The 17365-nt window shown below is 30.4% G+C and carries 10 protein-coding genes; all 10 read left to right on the forward strand.

Features of this window, described 5'->3' with window-relative positions; genetic code table 11:
- The first annotated feature begins 41 nt into the window (after positions 1 to 41).
- Entirely contained in the window at positions 42 to 7109 is a 7068-nt protein-coding gene (locus E5347_RS16180; protein ID WP_136008263.1) for a hypothetical protein, read from the forward strand.
- Positions 7110 to 7278: 169 nt separating this feature from the next.
- Complete coding sequence (locus E5347_RS16185; protein WP_136008264.1) at positions 7279 to 8193, forward strand: FHA domain-containing protein; 915 nt, start codon at positions 7279 to 7281, stop codon at positions 8191 to 8193.
- Positions 8194 to 8206: 13 nt separating this feature from the next.
- A complete protein-coding gene (locus E5347_RS16190; protein ID WP_136008265.1) occupies positions 8207 to 9265 on the forward strand; it encodes an AAA family ATPase in 1059 nt (352 codons plus the stop codon).
- 10 nt (positions 9266 to 9275) lie between these two features.
- Positions 9276 to 9551 (forward strand): EsaB/YukD family protein, encoded by a 276-nt coding sequence (locus E5347_RS16195; RefSeq protein ID WP_136008266.1) that lies wholly within the window; start codon positions 9276 to 9278, stop codon positions 9549 to 9551.
- Positions 9552 to 9954: 403 nt separating this feature from the next.
- Positions 9955 to 14040 (forward strand): type VII secretion protein EssC, encoded by a 4086-nt coding sequence (gene essC, locus E5347_RS16200; RefSeq protein WP_243109807.1) that lies wholly within the window; start codon positions 9955 to 9957, stop codon positions 14038 to 14040.
- A 58-nt stretch (positions 14041 to 14098) separates the two neighbouring features.
- Positions 14099 to 14392 (forward strand): WXG100 family type VII secretion target, encoded by a 294-nt coding sequence (locus E5347_RS16205; RefSeq protein ID WP_136008268.1) that lies wholly within the window; start codon positions 14099 to 14101, stop codon positions 14390 to 14392.
- Between the two features lie 153 nt (positions 14393 to 14545).
- Positions 14546 to 14965, forward strand: coding sequence for a hypothetical protein (locus E5347_RS16210; protein WP_136008269.1), 420 nt, complete (start codon positions 14546 to 14548; stop codon positions 14963 to 14965).
- Between the two features lie 11 nt (positions 14966 to 14976).
- Positions 14977 to 15264, forward strand: coding sequence for a hypothetical protein (locus tag E5347_RS16215; protein ID WP_136008270.1), 288 nt, complete (start codon positions 14977 to 14979; stop codon positions 15262 to 15264).
- Between the two features lie 14 nt (positions 15265 to 15278).
- Positions 15279 to 15554, forward strand: coding sequence for a DUF5344 family protein (locus E5347_RS16220; protein ID WP_136008271.1), 276 nt, complete (start codon positions 15279 to 15281; stop codon positions 15552 to 15554).
- 48 nt (positions 15555 to 15602) lie between these two features.
- Positions 15603 to 17351 (forward strand): hypothetical protein, encoded by a 1749-nt coding sequence (locus tag E5347_RS16225; RefSeq protein WP_136008272.1) that lies wholly within the window; start codon positions 15603 to 15605, stop codon positions 17349 to 17351.
- The last annotated feature ends 14 nt before the right edge of the window (positions 17352 to 17365 follow it).

Genomic DNA, 17365 nt, shown 5'->3' on the forward strand with positions numbered 1-17365 from the left:
ATTTTCATTTTTTAAGAATAAAAAAAGGGGGTATAGAAAAGATGGGAAAGCTCAAAATCAAAATCACAGAACGAATTTTAGCTGGTTTACTTGTCTTAGCAATGGTAGTAGGCTTAATGCCTGTAACTGTTTTTGCAAAAAGTAATAGCAATCCAGATGAATTTACCATTTCTGTAAGGGATTCAGATGGTATTGTAGTTAGTGGTGCAGATGTTACTTATACAATTAAGGATGGTTCTTCAGTTGTGGAAACAGGAGAAGGTAAAACAGATGAAAATGGTTATATTGTTGTTGCAAATATGGACAAGTATTTAGATGCAATCACAAAAGTCGATGGAAGTACAATTAATATTAGTTATGTTGTTTCAAAAACTGGGTATAAAAAAGTAGAAACTAATAATGTGCCTGTTTTAGAGGTAGATGGGAGTATAGATGTAGTTCTAATTGATAGTATCCCTTTAACAGCTAAAGTATCTGTTACAAAGGTTGGAAGTGGTAATGTTAAAATCAATGATGCTGAAATTGAAGGTGCGGATACTACTGTAACAAAAGATAGTACAATAAAACTTGAAATTACACCAGTTGATATTGATGGTGGGAAAACTTATATCAAATCTTTAAAAATTGGAGAAAATAATATTACAGTTGGGAAATATGAATCATATACAAGTGACACATTGAAAATTACAGAAGATACTAAAGTTGCTGTTGAGTTTACTACAGAATTTAATGTTATAGCATCTTCAGGTGATGGTGGAACAATTAAACTTAATGGAAATAATGTTGACAAGGTAGTTATAGAAAAAGGAGAATCAGTAAACATATCAGTTACGCCAGATAATGGCTACCAAATTGCAAGTGTTTTAATCGACGGAAATACAGAAACAATAAGTGATGTTTCCGCATTTTCTAAGGAAATTACTGTGAGCAATAATATTACTGTTATTGCTACCTTTACAAAATTATATACAATCAAGGTGACATATGATGATAAAAAAGGAACAGTAGTTACAGATCCAGCTTGTATAGGAGGGAAAGTTGTTGTAACTGAAGGACAAGGTATTCTAGTAACAGCTACTCCAAATATGAATTACCGTGTTTCAAAGGTTGTAAAAAATGGTGAGCTTCAAGAATATGCAGAAAATAATAAGACGTATGAAGATAATATTACCAAGGTAAATAAAGATTACACATATGAGATTACCTTTGCACTTAATACTTATAAGGTAACATCTAGTAAGACAACTAATGGCACAGTTAGTATAGAAAATAGTTCTGTGGATTATGGACAAGAGACAAAAATCACATTAATTCCAGAAAATGATTTATATAGAATTGGGAAAATAACAATAAAAACAGATTCAAACCCTACAGGCATAGAACTAGATAAAAAAGCTGAAGACATTTATGATGAGCATGATGATGGGAGTTCAGTAGTTACATTAAAAAACATTACTGAAAATACTGAAATTGAAGTTGTTTTTGAGAAGGTACCAGTGGTAGAGGGAGATTGGAAAGAAAAGGTGTTTATTGAACCAAGTAAAGGAGAACTGGTGAATTCATATACGGACAAAGATGGTAATGAAGTATATGCTTACTCAAAGGGTTCAGTAGTAAGTATCAAGGCATTACCTAGTTATGATAGGGTAAATATTAAGTTTGCAGAAAAATCTAGCTATGAAGGCTGGAGAAAAGAAAAAGAGATTTCTTCAACTTATACAATTGAAGGATTAAAAGTGAAGACTAGAAGATGGGGAAATGAAGAAACAATTAAACTTAATAAAAAAATAATTATTGTTATTGATAAAACTGAGCCTAAAGTTACGCTAACTACAGAGGAAGCAAATAGTAATGGCTATTACAATAAAGATATAAAGGTTGGAATTGCTGCTATAGATCCAGATTATTATTCAGGGATTAAAACAGTGGAATATTGGGTTAAAAGTGATGGAGTTGAAACTCAGCATGATCTTATTAATGTCAATCAAGAAGCCACATACAACGGTAACATTATAGTTGATGCAAGCAAAAATAACAGTGACAATGTAGAAGTAATAGTAACAGTAACAGATTCTTCAGGAAATATAAAGACTGAAGTGAAAAAGCTGAAAATTAATACTACAAAACCTACTATTAGCGTAAGTATTGATGGAACACTTCATCCAGAGGCTAAAGCTGGATACTACAATGTAGTTAGGAAAGCAACTATCACAATTGTGGATAGAAAAACAAGTTTTGATGAAACAGCTGTATTAAATGGATTAAGTATTACAGCTAAAGGTGAAAAGGGTAATGATATTGCTATTTCAAAGTCGGAAATGTTAAGCGATTGGACACATAGTGGTGATACACATACGGCAACCATTACTTTTAAGGAAGATGCAAATTATGACTGGAAGTTATCTTATAAAAACAAAGCTGATTTAACAAACGATTCTATTACCCAAGCAGGTAATTCAATTTATAAGTTTACTGTTGATAAAGGATCTCCAGTTGGTTCTATTGAATTAGAAAAAAATTCATGGAATAGCTTAGTTTCAGTGCTAACTTTTGGGATATGGAGAAATAAGTCTGTTTCAGTAGAAGCAAAAGGAGAAGATTCAATATCTCCTTTATATGATATTCAGTACTATAAGTCTAATAAAGAAACAGCTTTATCGAAGGAAGAATTAAGTAAACTTTATGATGAAGGTAAGTTTGTAATTGAAAATTATACTGTTAATCCTGATGAACAGTTTGCAGTTTATGCAAGAATTGCAGACTACGCAGGAAATATATTATACATCAGTACTGATGGTATTATTGTGGATAATACAGCAAGTAATATTACACTAAATCCTGATACACCCAATAAAAGTGGCTTATACAATAAAGATGTTAATGTTGACATAGAGGTAAATGATAGTGTTACCCAGGACAAGGCATATTCAGGGATAAAAACTATTGATTATTTTGTAGAAAATAATGGAGTAGTCACTCAAAGTGGAAATTTATATAAATTTGATGAGATAAATCCTACTAAAGATAAGCTTAAGAAAGAGTGGACTGGAAGTATTAAGGTTGATGCTTCTAAAAATAATGACGATGATATCAAAGTTACTGTAATTTCTTATGATAATGCAGGGGTAAAATCTGAAAAATCTATTGATCTTTCTATAAATATTGATAAACCTGTAGTTAACTTATCTTTTAGTGATACAGCTAATAAAGTAGAAGAAGGTAGAGGATATTTTGGAGCAGATAGAGTTGCGACTATTGAGATTACGGATAGGGCATCTTCCTTTGACAAAGATATTGCAACATCAGGAATTAAAATTAATGCAGTAGATGCAAAAGGTAAAATAGTTGAGTTAGATACGAAAAGCATGATTAGCAGTTGGACTAGTGATGAAAATACTCATACTGCAACAATTACATTTTCAGATGATGGAAACTATATATGGTCATTTAATTATACTAATAAAGCAGATAATGAAATGAGAGAAATAAAGCCTATTGGAACAACTCCATTTAAGTTTACTGTGGATAAAACAAATCCAACAGGTACAATATCAATTGATACAAATATTTGGGATAAATTACTGAATGCACTTACCTTTGGTTTGTACAATAATTCAAGTGTACAGGTTAAGGCAACATCAGAGGATGCTACAAGCCCTACTAAAATTGAATACTATAAAACAAGCAATACTATTGCTATGAAAGCAGAAGAATTAGATAAAGAGAGCTTTGATTCCTATAAAGATTTTAGCATTACAGATGATGAACAGTTTGTTATATATTTAAAAATTACTGATTATTCTGGAAATTATATATATATAAACTCTGATGGATATATAGTAGATAAAGTTAAAAGTAATATTATCCTTACTCCAGATAAGCCGAATGTAAATAATTCTTATAATAAGGATGTAAATGTAGCAATTAATGTTATAGATGCAGAACCATATTCAGGTATTAAGACGGTTGATTATTGGATAGTAAAAGATAATGACACAGCAAACCCTACCCAAGAAGGAAACTTATATAAATTTACTAAAACTAATCCTACTCAAGAGGAATTACTTAAAGAATGGAATGGAAGTATTAAAGTAGATGCAGAAAAGAACAATAGTTGTAATGTTGTTGTGTATGTAAGAACTATTGATAATGCAGGAAATGAAGATACAAAGTCAATACCACTGGATATTGATGTAACTGCACCTAAAATAAAAGTAACTTATAACAATAATAAAGATAATAATGGAAACACTTATTTCAATGAAAGTCGTACAGCTACAATTGCTATTACAGAAAGAACACATCACTTTGATGCAAATAAGGCTACAGAAGGAATAGTTATTACAGCTGTTGATTCAAAGGGAAATGAAGTTAAACTTGATGCCTCAAAAGATATAAGTAGCTGGGAAACAACAGAAGGAACTAATGCAGATATGGCAACTCATACAGCTACTATCAAATATTTAAAAGATGCAAACTATACTTTTAAAATTTCTTATATAGATGAAGCTGATAATGTTAATAGTTCTATAGATACAGCTGACTCTGTTGCTCCATATAAGTTTACAGTAGATAAAAACAAACCAACTGGAACAGTTAAAGCAGTTTCAGAAGAAGGACGTGAAGTAACGTGGAGTGAATTAGTTGATTCTTTAACCTTTGGATTCTGGTCAGGAAAAAAGATTACACTTACAGCTACTTCTAATGATGAAACTTCTCTTATTGATAGTGTTAAATATTATAAAACTGATGAAGTAAAAGCTCTTAGTGAATCAAAACTAAAAGAAATAACAGATTGGAAAACATTTGATGGATTTGCTGTAGTACCTAATGAACAAGCTACAGTATATCTAAAAATTACAGACAAGGCTGGAAATACTACCTATATTAGTACGGATGGAATTATTGCTGATAATATATCTCCACGTGAGGAGGCTATCGCACCAGAAGTTACTGTAACACCTCAAAAGCCAATTAATGGCATATATAAAGAAGATGTAAAAGTTGATATAAAGGTTGATGATCCATTAGTTGGGGGAACATACTCAGGACTAAAAACAGTATCTTATAAAGTTTTGAATATGGGAAAAGAGACACAAAGTGGTACTTTATACTCATTTACAAATAATAATCCAAGTCATAATGAATTATTAAAGACTTGGACGGGAGAAATAACTGTTGATAGCAAAAAGAATAATAGTAATGATGTAGTCATTGAAGTTTACTCTGAAGATAATTCATTAAATTCCTCAAAGGATAAGGTCTCAATAAAGATAGATACAACTGCGCCTACTATAGATATTAAGTATAACAACAATAATACAGATAGCGAAAAATATTATAAAGAAGATCGTGTAGCAACTGTTGTAATAACAGAAAGAAACTTTAGGGCTGAAGATGTAAAAATTGCAATTACTAATACAGATGGTACACTCCCTACAATTAGTGAGTGGAAAGAATCAATAGGAAGTGGAAATCAAGATAATACTACACATACTGCAACAATAAACTACAAAGCAGATGGGGATTATACCTTTAAAATTGGGTACTCAGATCTTGCAGACAATAAGTGTGCTGGAGAAAATTATGAAATTGGAACAACTAATCCCAAGGAGTTTACTATTGATAAAACTTCTCCACAGATTTCAGTAACCTATGATAACAATAGAGCACAAAATGATAAGTATTTTAATGCTAATCGTACTGCAACCATTGTAGTTAAGGAACACAATTTTGATGTAAGGAGAGTTGAATTTACACAAAAAGCAACTAAAAATGGGGCGACAATAGCTATACCTTCTACAAGGTGGAATAGTAATGGGGATATTCATACAGCAACTATTTCATACAATGCTGATGGTGACTATACCTTTGATATTAAGATGAAGGATATGGCTGGAAATAATAGTTTAGAAACAAATTATGGTGGTTCTGTAGCAGCGAAAGATTTTACCATTGATACAGATATTTCTGAGCCACAAATTACAGGGGTTGAAAATGGAAGAGCATATAAGGGTGATATTGTTCCAGTAATTAACTTCTCTGATATTAACTATAATAATTACGAAGTTCGATTAACAAGAACTCGTATGGGTGAGAAGAATGTAGATGTTACTAAGGAATTTATAAAAACCTTAAATATTAGTGGACAAGGTGCTTCAGGAGCAAATGATACCTTTAAAAAGGAACAGAAAAATGATGGTATCTACACATTATATGTAAAGGTTAATGATAAAGCAGGAAATGAAAGTGAAAAAACAGTAACATTTACTGCAAACAGATTTGGTTCTGTATATGAATACAGTGATTATCTTGTATCGTTAATTGCAAATGGTGGAGTTTATACTAAAGGGATTGAAAAGGACTTAGTAATTACTGAGTATAATGCAGACCGTTTAGTAGGTGACTCACTTGTAATTCAGGTTACTCGTGATGGAAATCCAATAGAAGGAATTAAGTACAATATTTCTCCGGGAATAAGTAATCAAGTTGAAGTTGGTGGTAGTGGTTGGTTCCAATATCAATACACAATTAACAAAGAAAACTTCTCTAAAGATGGGGTTTATAAGGTGTCAATTGCTTCTAAAGATGCTACAGGAAATGCTCCTGAAAATGCAAACTACAAAGATAAGTCAATTACCTTTAGAGTTGACAGTACCGTACCTGAATTGACAAGTGTTGTAGGACTTGAAAAAGATATTATAAATGCTAAGGAAGTAACAGTAAAATATACAGCATTTGATGCTATTGGCTTAAAATCAATCAATGTATATGTTGAAGGCAAACAGCAAGGTGATGCAATTACTGATTTTTCAGCTGATATGAACAATTATTCAGGTGATTTTGTAATTACCGAAAACAATGCTGAAAAGAACGTGCGTATTGTTATAGAAGATATGGCTGGAAACATTACTGACACAGATGCAGAAGATTTTACAAGTGCATATGAGTTTAAAAAAGTAGTAACGGTATCTACAAATACCTTTGTAAGATGGTATGCAAATAAGCTTTTATTCTGGAGCTCAATTGTTGGATCTTTAGTGTTAGCAGCAGGAATTTGGTATTCAATTTACGGTAGGAGAAAAAAGGAAGTTGAAGAAGGTAAATAAATAATTTTGTAAATAGGACTTAAGCATGGTGTTGTCACACAATAAAAAATTAAGAATGAATAATTAATTAAAGTGACAGCTCCATGCCTAGGCTATTTATTAGAAATAATATCTTGAATTAGCTAGGTATTATTTGTGATAAATAGGGAATGTAAAGGGTGGATAAAAGATGAATGGATTATTAAAAGATGGAGTGATTACTGAATTAGATTGTGGTACTAATTTTGCATATATACTGAATGATAATGGTGAGTTTTTGATGACTGATTACAAGGTCTTGCAAAGCCAAGTAAATAGTGGGTTTATTAAGTGTATGAAGACTTTATATAATGGGAAAATACAGTTTTTCTATATGACAGGTAATTTGAAAAGTTTTGATTCTATGCTAGCATCTATTAACACTGAAACTTTTATGACAATTGCATCCAATCTTTTTGCTAGTATTATTGAAGTAAAAAATAATGGCTTTTTATCTTGTCAGAATATTGATATTTCTTTTGAAAAAATTTTTGTTGATGTAAATACATTAAAGGTTAGTTTGGTATATATACCAATAAGCAATAGGGTATTTAATAATTATGATGAATTTGAAAATGAATTAAGGACAAGTTTAATTAAGTTAATAAATAAATTGCCATCTCTTTCAAATAAAAAAGCAATGCAGTTTTCTATAGATTTATCTAATGGAACTTATTCTTTGGAGGACCTTTACAATTTAACCAAAGGCATTAAAGTAATATCCATGAAACAGAAAGGGAAGATAAATAATGATTCTGTTAATAAAAATATTCGTATTGTGGCAATAAATGCACCTATATTGGTTGAAATATTAGTAGATAAAAATGAATATATTTTAGGTAAAAATCCTTCTATGGTAGATGGAGTAATTACATTTAATAAAGCAATTAGTCGAGTTCATTGCAAAATAACAAATAATGATGGTGAATTTATGTTGATGGATTTGAATAGTGCAAATGGTACTTATGTTAATAGAGTAAAATTGTTGTCTAATCAGCCTCATCCAATTAAAAATGGTGATGTGATTCGTTTGGCAAACAGTGATTTTAAAATTATTGTAGATTAGGATGGTGTAGAAAATGGCAAAACCAAGAATTATTATAGCTGATGCAGACTTAAACTACATAATCCCCCTTCAGCTAAAGTTCATGGAGGAATTTTTTAATAAAGTTGATTTAGAAATTATTACTGACGAAGAATACTTTAAAAATTTATTTTTAGAGCCGCAAAGAGCAGATATTTTAATAGTGTCTGAAGATTTTTATGATTTATCTTTAAAAAAACATAATATTAGCAATTTATTTATCATGATGGAACAGTATGAGGAAGGTAAAACAGATGAATTAAATATTAATAGATTATTTAAATACACGAGTATAAAGGAAATTTTCAGTAAGATTACTGCAAAAAGTGCAAGAGCATTAAACATAAATGAAATAGTAAAGAAAGAATCACAAGTAGTTCTTGTTTGCTCAGCTTGTGGAGGTGTAGGAAAAACAACAGTATCATTAGGTATAAGCGCTAGTTTAACAAAGAACTATAAGAAGGTGCTTTATATTAATGCTGGAAGATTACAAAGCTTTCACAGAATGCTTAAAAATCAAAGTGTTATATCCTCAGCTGATATATATGCAAAGCTTGTAAGAGGAAATGAAAATATTTATTCAGATATAAAGCATGTTTTAAGAAAGGAGATTTTTAGTTATCTTCCTCCTTTTAAAGCAGCATTAATGTCATTAGGACTTACTTATTCAATCTATGAGAAGATTGTAATTTCAGCAAAGAATTCAAAGGAATATGATTATATAGTAATAGATGCAGATACAGCTTTTGATGAGGATAATGCGAAACTATTAAATATATCGGATAAAGTAATTGTAGTTAATGAACAGACGAGTACATCAATTTTTGCAACTAATATACTTGTTGATAATATAAATGGAACGAATTCTGATAAGTATATATTTGTATGCAATAACTTTAATAAAAATGAAGATAATGCAATTATTACTTCTAATATGCCATTGAAATTTGTTGTCAATGAGTATATTGAACATTTTGATAATTATGATCAGTTAAGTTGTGAAGATTTATCAAAGGATACTGGCATTCAAAAAACTGCATTTCTTGTAATTTAAGGAGGTTTCTATGGAAAAGGATAAAGCAGTAGTGATTTTTAATATAACAAAGAAAGATTTTAGTGTTGATTTAGAGATTCCACTCTTTATAACTGCAAATGAATTGGTAATAGCTTTGAATTCAGCATATGATTTGAAAATAGATGTTTCTGATATTAAGAACTGCTATTTAAAGGCAGAAAGACCAATAGCATTACTTAGAGGAAATAAAACGCTTGCTGAATACGGAATAAGAAATGGCAGTATTATTAATTATACAGAAGAGGAGAAGCTAAATGGAAAATAAATATAAAATAATAATTTCCAACAAAAATTTATATAAAGAAATTGAGCTTTCTTCTGAGAAGGAGTCAATTCGAGTTGGTACAGGAATCGAATGTGATACCAGATTACATAAAGATTTATTTTTTGAACCAATTGAGCTTTTTTTCATAAGAACTGAAGATGAATGGACTGTAACTTGTTCTGATAATCTATATTTTACAGTGGGTGATGTAAGAAAATTAATGACAAAGTCTTTAGAACATGGAGAACGCTTTATTGTAAAGTATAGAGAATCAAATAACGATGTTTTTTTTGTAGATTTTCTTATTGACTTTGAGAATAGACAAAGACATTTTGAACGGAAGATTAATATCTATAATATTAATCAATTAACTATAGGAACATCTACCAGCAATAACATTATCATGAAAAGTAGATATGTAAAAAATGATATGGTTATAGTTATTAACAATGGGGAAAGTCTGCAATTATGTGTTAAAAACAGCACATACGGTGTTTACCATAATGGGAATAGGGCAGAAAGTAATTTGATAATAGATAGTGGAGATTTTTTCTCTATATCTGATTTCATATTTTATTATAAAGATAATCATATTTATACTGAAATAAGAAAAGACTGCATTATAAATGCACTTTCTTATATAGATGAACCAAATCATAATAGTTATCCTAGATTTATAAGAAATACAAGAATTAAGAGTGTTGTTGATAATACTAAAATTGATATATTAGATCCGCCATCTAAACCTCAAAAACATAAGAATAATTTATTCATTAGCTTGATGCCGTCTATTGGAATGTTAATTGCTTCAGGTGCAATGGCATTTATGGGAGGGGCAATGATTATTTTTAGTATTGTATCAGGTGCAATGGCTATCGTTACCTCTATATTAGGAGTTATGCAGGGAAATAAAGATTATAAAAAAGAATGTAGGGAAAGAATTACTAAGTATAACTCTTATATAGAAAAGAAGCGTACTGAAATTGAAACAATAAGAGAGCATGAGCGAAACGAATTGGAAAAAATATATATTTCACAAGATTTAGAACTTGAAAGGGTAAATTCTTTTTCTAGCGATTTATTTGAGAGAACGCTAAATGATAAGGATTTTCTAAATATCCGTATTGGAACAGGCGATATTAAGGCAAAAAGACAAATTGACTATAAAAAACAAGAAAGATTAGAAATTGAAGATGATTTGCATAATCAGCCAGAAAATATTTTTAATGAATACAAAATGGTAAACCATGCTCCCGTGGTATGTGATTTAGTGACCAATAATGCAGTTGGAATTGTAGGCAATGAAGAGAATAGATTCTCTTTCCTAAAAAACATAGTCATTGATATAATTGCTAGACATTTTTATACAGAAGTAAAAATATTTTTTATAGTTGAAGAGGAGCGTACATCGAGGATTGAGTGGTTGAGATTTCTGCCCCATGTACACAATTCAGAGACAAGTATGAGGAATATTTCTTGTGATATAGAAAGTAAAAATCTTATTTTTGAATATTTGTATAAGGAATTATCATTAAGAGAACAGAATCAAAAATTTAGTGAATATTTAGTTATATTTTTTTATGATAACTGTGGCTTTAATAGCCATCCGATATCCAAATTTATAAGTAATGCAAATGAACTTGGTGTTACATTTATATTCTTTGCAGATGATAAATTTAACATTCCTATAGGATGTGATTCACTTATAAGTATTTTAGATGATAAAAATGCAGAGTTAATAAATGTTGTGGATTACAACATAACAAAATTTGAATATCCAACAGTTGATGACAAAATTGGAAGTAAGGTAGTTGAAATATTAACTCCTGTTTATACAGAAGAAATAACATTGGAAAGTTCTTTGACTAAAAATATTTCTCTATTTGAAATGTTGAAGATCTTGTCCGTAGACGATTTAGATTTATCAAAACGATGGAGTAAGTCTACTGTATTTAAAACTATGGCAGCACCTATAGGAGTATCGAAAGCTGGAATGATTCTTCTTGATTTACATGACAAAGCTCACGGGCCTCATGGGCTTGTTGCTGGAACTACAGGTTCGGGTAAATCTGAAATTTTACAAACATATATTTTATCAATATCAACTTTGTATCATCCATATGAAGTTGCATTTGTAATCATAGACTTTAAAGGTGGTGGTATGGTTAATCAGTTTAAAACAATGCCTCATCTTCTAGGTGCTATTACAAATATTGATGGAAAGGCAATAAATCGTTCACTAAAATCAATTAAGGCTGAGTTGAAAAAGAGACAAAGGTTATTCTCGGAAGCAGAAGTAAATCATATTGATAAATATATAAAGAAGTACAAAGCCCAAGAAGTAGATGAACCTTTACCACACCTAATTATTATAGTAGATGAATTTGCGGAGTTAAAAGCAGAGCAACCGGAATTTATGAAAGAATTGATTTCGGCAGCACGTATAGGTAGAAGTTTAGGTGTTCACCTCATATTAGCTACACAAAAACCATCTGGACAAGTTGATGAACAAATTTGGAGTAATTCTAGGTTCAAGCTTTGCTTAAAGGTTCAGAATAAAGAAGACAGTAATGAAGTTCTTAAATCTCCTCTTGCAGCTGAAATAAAGGAACCTGGAAGAGCTTATTTACAAGTTGGGAATAATGAAATATTTGAATTATTTCAATCTGCATATAGTGGTGATTCTGAAGGAATGGATGAAAATAATTTCAGAGAATTTTCAATTTATGAATTGCAAAAAAGTGGAAGAAAAAAGTGTGTTTTTGTAAGTAAGAAGAATAAAGAGGAATTAAAGTCTAAAACTCAATTGGAAGCAATAGTTGATTATGTTTCAGAGTATTGTAGTGTTAGAGGAATTAAATCCCTTCCTAATATATGTTTAGACGATTTAAAAACCGTTATTAATTGCCCAAGTATAATAAATAACAATAATAAGTTTATAGATATTGGTATTTATGATGATCCAGACGCGCAATATCAAGGGCAAACATTAATGGATATGAATAGTAAGAATACATTAATAATCGGATCGGCACAAACGGGGAAAACGAACCTGTTACAGTGTGTAATCAAGGAAATAGCTATTATGAATTCGCCAGCTGAGGCAAATATTTATATTATAGATTTTGGTAGTATGGTTTTGATAAATTTTGAACAGCTAAAACATGTTGGTGGTGTTGTTTGTTCATCGGAAGATGAAAAATTAAAGAACCTATTCAAATTACTACAGGAGGAAATTTCAACAAGAAAAGAAAAATTAGTTTCTGTTGGAGTAAGCTCTTTTTCTGCATACAAGGAAGCTGGTTATTCAGATTTAGCACAGATTTATCTTGTTGTAGATAACTTAACTGGATTGATTGAATTATATTTGGAAAATGATGATACCTTACTTACGATAATTCGTGATGGACTTTCAGTCGGTATTACAGCAATTATAGCAAATTCCCAAACATCAGGGATAGGCTATAGATATATGTCTAATTTTTCAAATCGTATAGTAATGCATTGTAATGATGTCAATGAATATTCAAATTTACTTGAACAAGTATCTATTCAGCCAGATGATACTCCAGGACGTTGCATCGTTGAAATTGATAAAAGAATGTTGGAGTGTCAGAGCTATTTAGCCTTTGAAGGAGAAAAAGAAATAGAACGCGTTCATAGTATAAAAGAATTTATAGATAAAATAAATGCTTTAACAATAAATATAGAAGCTAAACAAATTCCTACTATCCCTAATATTCTTTCAGAAGAAGAGCTTATAGGAAAATATAAAGTAGAAAGAAAGAACTATATCTTTCCAATTGGTATTACCTATGAAGAAGTTAAACCTTTCTACCTTGATTTTGCTAACCTTGGAGCAATTGGGATTTGTGGAAAATCAAATAGAGGACATGCTAATTTTATCAAATACATGTTATATAACTTTAGTGAAGAGAGGAAAAAGAATCCTGTTAGAGTTTGCATTTTTGATGATATATCTCGAAAATATGCAGAATTCAAGAATATGGATATCGTAGAGGAGTATACCTTAAATACGGATAGGATTATTGAAAAACTTAATGAGTGGTATGAGATTTTAGATAAAAGATATTCTGAAATGCTTATAGCTGAAGAAACTTTTTCACAGGATGAATTATTGATTTTAATTATTCAAAACAATGATGTTGCTAAAAAAATATTTGAAGATATGGATGCTATGAGACAGTATACAGAAATGGTTACAAAATTTAAGAATTTAAATATTTGTGTAATTTATTCGAACTATGAAAATGCACCTGTTTCATATGATGCACCAGAACCACTTAGAATGATAAAACAAGAGCAACATTTATTGCTTCTAGATGATTTAGATATGCTAAAAGTTTTCGATGTGCCTTATGAAGAAATAAAGGCAAATAGAAAGAAATTACAGTTAGGTGATGCTTACTATATAAAGGACAACGCTGTTACAAAATTAAAAGTAGTGCATCATATTAGTCAATCTTAAGCTATCAAGTTGGGAAACCAATTGATATATATATAATATAAAAAGGGAGGAATTTATTATGGCCAATCAAATTAGAATGACCCCTGAAAAAATGAGGTCAAGAGCATCTGAGTACACAACTCAAGCAAACCATCTTCAATCTATTATTACAAAGATGGATGCATTGTTAAGAAATCTTCAAGGCGAGTGGGAAGGTAATGCAAGCCAAGCCTATGCTGCAAGATTTGGAGAATTACGTCCAGGTTTTGTAAAAGCTAAGGATCTTATTGATGAAATTTCAACTGCTCTTAAATCAACTGCTCAAATTGTTGAAGAAACAGATAACTCTATTGCTTCACAATTCAGAAAGTAATAGGACTGATAAAAATAAACATAGCTTCTTATTCAAAATTTAGAAGCTAAAGAAAAAAATATTGTAAGTAATAGTCTAATATAAGACTATTACTTACACAAATTTAAGAAAGATTACACTTATGTGGTTAATATAAATAAAGGGGGTTAAGTAATGACGTCTGCAGAAATAAGAGAAAATATTAGATATAATGAGAACTTATTATATTCTTATCAAAATTCAGTTAGACAGTTAAATTCAAAAATACAACAACTCCAAAGACTCAGAAGTAAATTGCAATCCTTGCAAGGTCAATTCCAGGGAAGACAATCAACAAGAAAATCCAAATTAAGCAATATTTCTTCTAATAAATTGAATATTAAAATGGCTAAAACCTATATATCAGGAATGAATTCTTTGTTAAATGGATCTGAATACGCATCTGCATATAATGGTATATCCTCCTCGCAAGAAAGTGTTAATTCAAAGATTAGAAGTATACAAAGAGAAGTAGATTCTTATAATTATAAAGTTTCTTATCATAGGGATAGAATTAGTTATTGGCAAAGACAACTTAGGTATGCTGATGATTAGGAGGTATAAATATGGCAGAAAGTTCATTGAAAATCGATGATGATTATTGCAAAGAAGTAGCTGAATATTTTAGTAAACAAGGGGGCTACTTAGATGAATATGTAAAACAGTATATAACTATTTTGCAAGGTATTAAAAAAGATGCTATTAAAGGTGGAGATGTTGCAAAAGCATTAGATGCATACATACAATATGCAAAAAAATTAGAAAATCAAATAGGTAATATTTCAGCTAATGCACAGCAACAAGCAAAGAATTTTATAAAGGCTGTAGATGATGCTGATCAATATCTATTTTAAAGGAGAGTGAATTTGTGGCTGAAATAAAAATAAATATAGATTCCCTTGAGAGTAGAATACAAGAACTACAAACATTAGAAAGAAGGATTAGTTCAAATGTTACTACATCTCCACAAGTAGTTGGTGGAGGAAGTAGCGTTATCGAACTTGAAAAAATTGCTGATATGTATAAGACACTAAATTCATCAATGCTTTTATTAGTAACAAATACAGTTTCCTTTATGGACAATTTAAAAGAGAGTTATGTAGGGAGTGATAAAAAAGCTTCCAATAAAATATCTCAAAAATAAAAGTTTAATATTATATTATTTTTATTATATTAGTACTAGAGGTGGGGTATGTTACGAGATTATTCTGAATCATCAAAACAGAAGATTCTAAATCTGGTCAGTGAAGTCGAAAATGAAAAACTCTGTGATTTTACAGATTGGATTGGAGATAGATGGACTGATTTTGAGGAATTTACAGGTCAGTTAAACATAAGAAAATATGTAAATAACGTAAATGCTTATCATAAGAAGGTTATAGATAAAAATAATGCTACAAAAGATTCGATTGACAGGATTTTTAGTAATGTTGAAAATGTAAACAACACATATTATAATGTGTTTGCCAATATAGATTCCTTGCTACAGCAATGGAATAAGTATATTGTTGAATTACAGGGTATTGTTAGTCCATCTAATGGTAGATTTGAAGCAACATATATTGAATCTGCTATGAAAGATATTCTTAGCGATATAGAAAAAGATGAAATTAAATGCCTAAGAGACAAAATGGTTAAGGACGTTGGTGGAGAGTTAGTATTTAATGAAGAACTTATTTATGAATATGTTCAAAAAAATCCAGCAGAAATGACAGATGCTGAACAGAAACTTCTTATAGATATTCTTTCTGATTTGAAAGATGTAACTGCAACTTATGAAATATTAGCTACCTATGGTACAGATAATTTAGGAGTTGATGTTATTAACTCAGTTGCCTGGTTGGTCGATAATACTAAATATGATAGTTTTACAGCAGTAAGCGCCCATTATAATGAAATATATGTAAACTTACTAAACTATATATCTGAAAAAGGTGAAGATAGTAATACCTTTGCAGCATCTTTGATTAAGGCTTCCAATGGAGAAAGTACCTTAGAAATATTAGGTTCTAAATATTCAGAAAAAATTAATGAAGTATTTGGAGGAACATCTTTAGCTGTATATTTAGCAAAATATACAACTGAACATTCTGAGCAGTACTTTGTGAAGTTAAAAGCTAGCGAGGAAGAAAAATTAAAGAGCGCAGGAAAGATTAATAAATTTAATGAATATATTAAAGACAGACTTAATAAAAAAGGATACACTGATTATGATAAAAAAACCAGCTATTATGACAAATATGGGAATGAAATATCCAAAGATGATTCCCCTAAGTTTTATAAAAAACAGTTAACTATAGGAGAATTGAAAGAACAAGTTTCTGCATCAGTTTCACTATATGATGGAACTTTCAATATAGGTGAAAATGGAAAAGTTTCTGTTGTTGTTGGAAGAGCGGAAGCACATGCAAGTGTATCTGCAGGATTCTATGTTATTGGAGCAGATGGAGATAGAAAGTTTAGCCCTGGAGTAAATGCAGAAGTTGGAGCAAGTGTTACTGCTTTAGAAGCAGCCTGGGAACAGCAATGGTTTGGAAACGACATGCTAGGAGTAAATAGCGATGTTAAAGCAACAGTAGGAAAAGCAGAAGCTAAAGCGAGTATTGGGGCTCAAGTTTTTGATGAGAATGGTAAGTTAGATGTACAATTAGGAGGAGGAGCCAGTGCAGAGTTAATTGGTGGTGAAGTTAAAGGTTCTGTTGGAGTTAATGTATTAGGTGGAGAAGTTGGAGTTTCTGGAAGTGTTAATTATGGTATAGGAGCCCATGCAGATGTGGGATATAGAGATGGTATAATTAAATGTGATATAGGAGCATCCCTTGGAGTTGGAGTTTCTTTTGGATTTGAAGTAGACGTTGGAGGTATGGTTAATACAGTAGCAGATACTGCATCAGCAGCCTGGGATTATATATCAGATGGATGGAATGATTTTTGGGATTAGAGGTGATTAAATGA

The organism is Clostridium sartagoforme (genome assembly GCF_004794105.1).
GTDB lineage: Bacteria > Bacillota > Clostridia > Clostridiales > Clostridiaceae > Clostridium > Clostridium sartagoforme_B.

Bases quoted from the DNA above. Each gene is read 5' to 3' on its own strand.
- E5347_RS16180 (WP_136008263.1), top strand. From the start codon at position 42: ATGGGAAAGCTCAAAATCAAAATCACAGAACGAATTTTAGCTGGTTTA.
- E5347_RS16185 (WP_136008264.1), top strand. From the start codon at position 7,279: ATGAATGGATTATTAAAAGATGGAGTGATTACTGAATTAGATTGTGGT.
- E5347_RS16190 (WP_136008265.1), top strand. From the start codon at position 8,207: ATGGCAAAACCAAGAATTATTATAGCTGATGCAGACTTAAACTACATA.
- E5347_RS16195 (WP_136008266.1), top strand. From the start codon at position 9,276: ATGGAAAAGGATAAAGCAGTAGTGATTTTTAATATAACAAAGAAAGAT.
- essC (WP_243109807.1), top strand. From the start codon at position 9,955: ATGAAAAGTAGATATGTAAAAAATGATATGGTTATAGTTATTAACAAT.
- E5347_RS16205 (WP_136008268.1), top strand. From the start codon at position 14,099: ATGGCCAATCAAATTAGAATGACCCCTGAAAAAATGAGGTCAAGAGCA.
- E5347_RS16210 (WP_136008269.1), top strand. From the start codon at position 14,546: ATGACGTCTGCAGAAATAAGAGAAAATATTAGATATAATGAGAACTTA.
- E5347_RS16215 (WP_136008270.1), top strand. From the start codon at position 14,977: ATGGCAGAAAGTTCATTGAAAATCGATGATGATTATTGCAAAGAAGTA.
- E5347_RS16225 (WP_136008272.1), top strand. From the start codon at position 15,603: ATGTTACGAGATTATTCTGAATCATCAAAACAGAAGATTCTAAATCTG.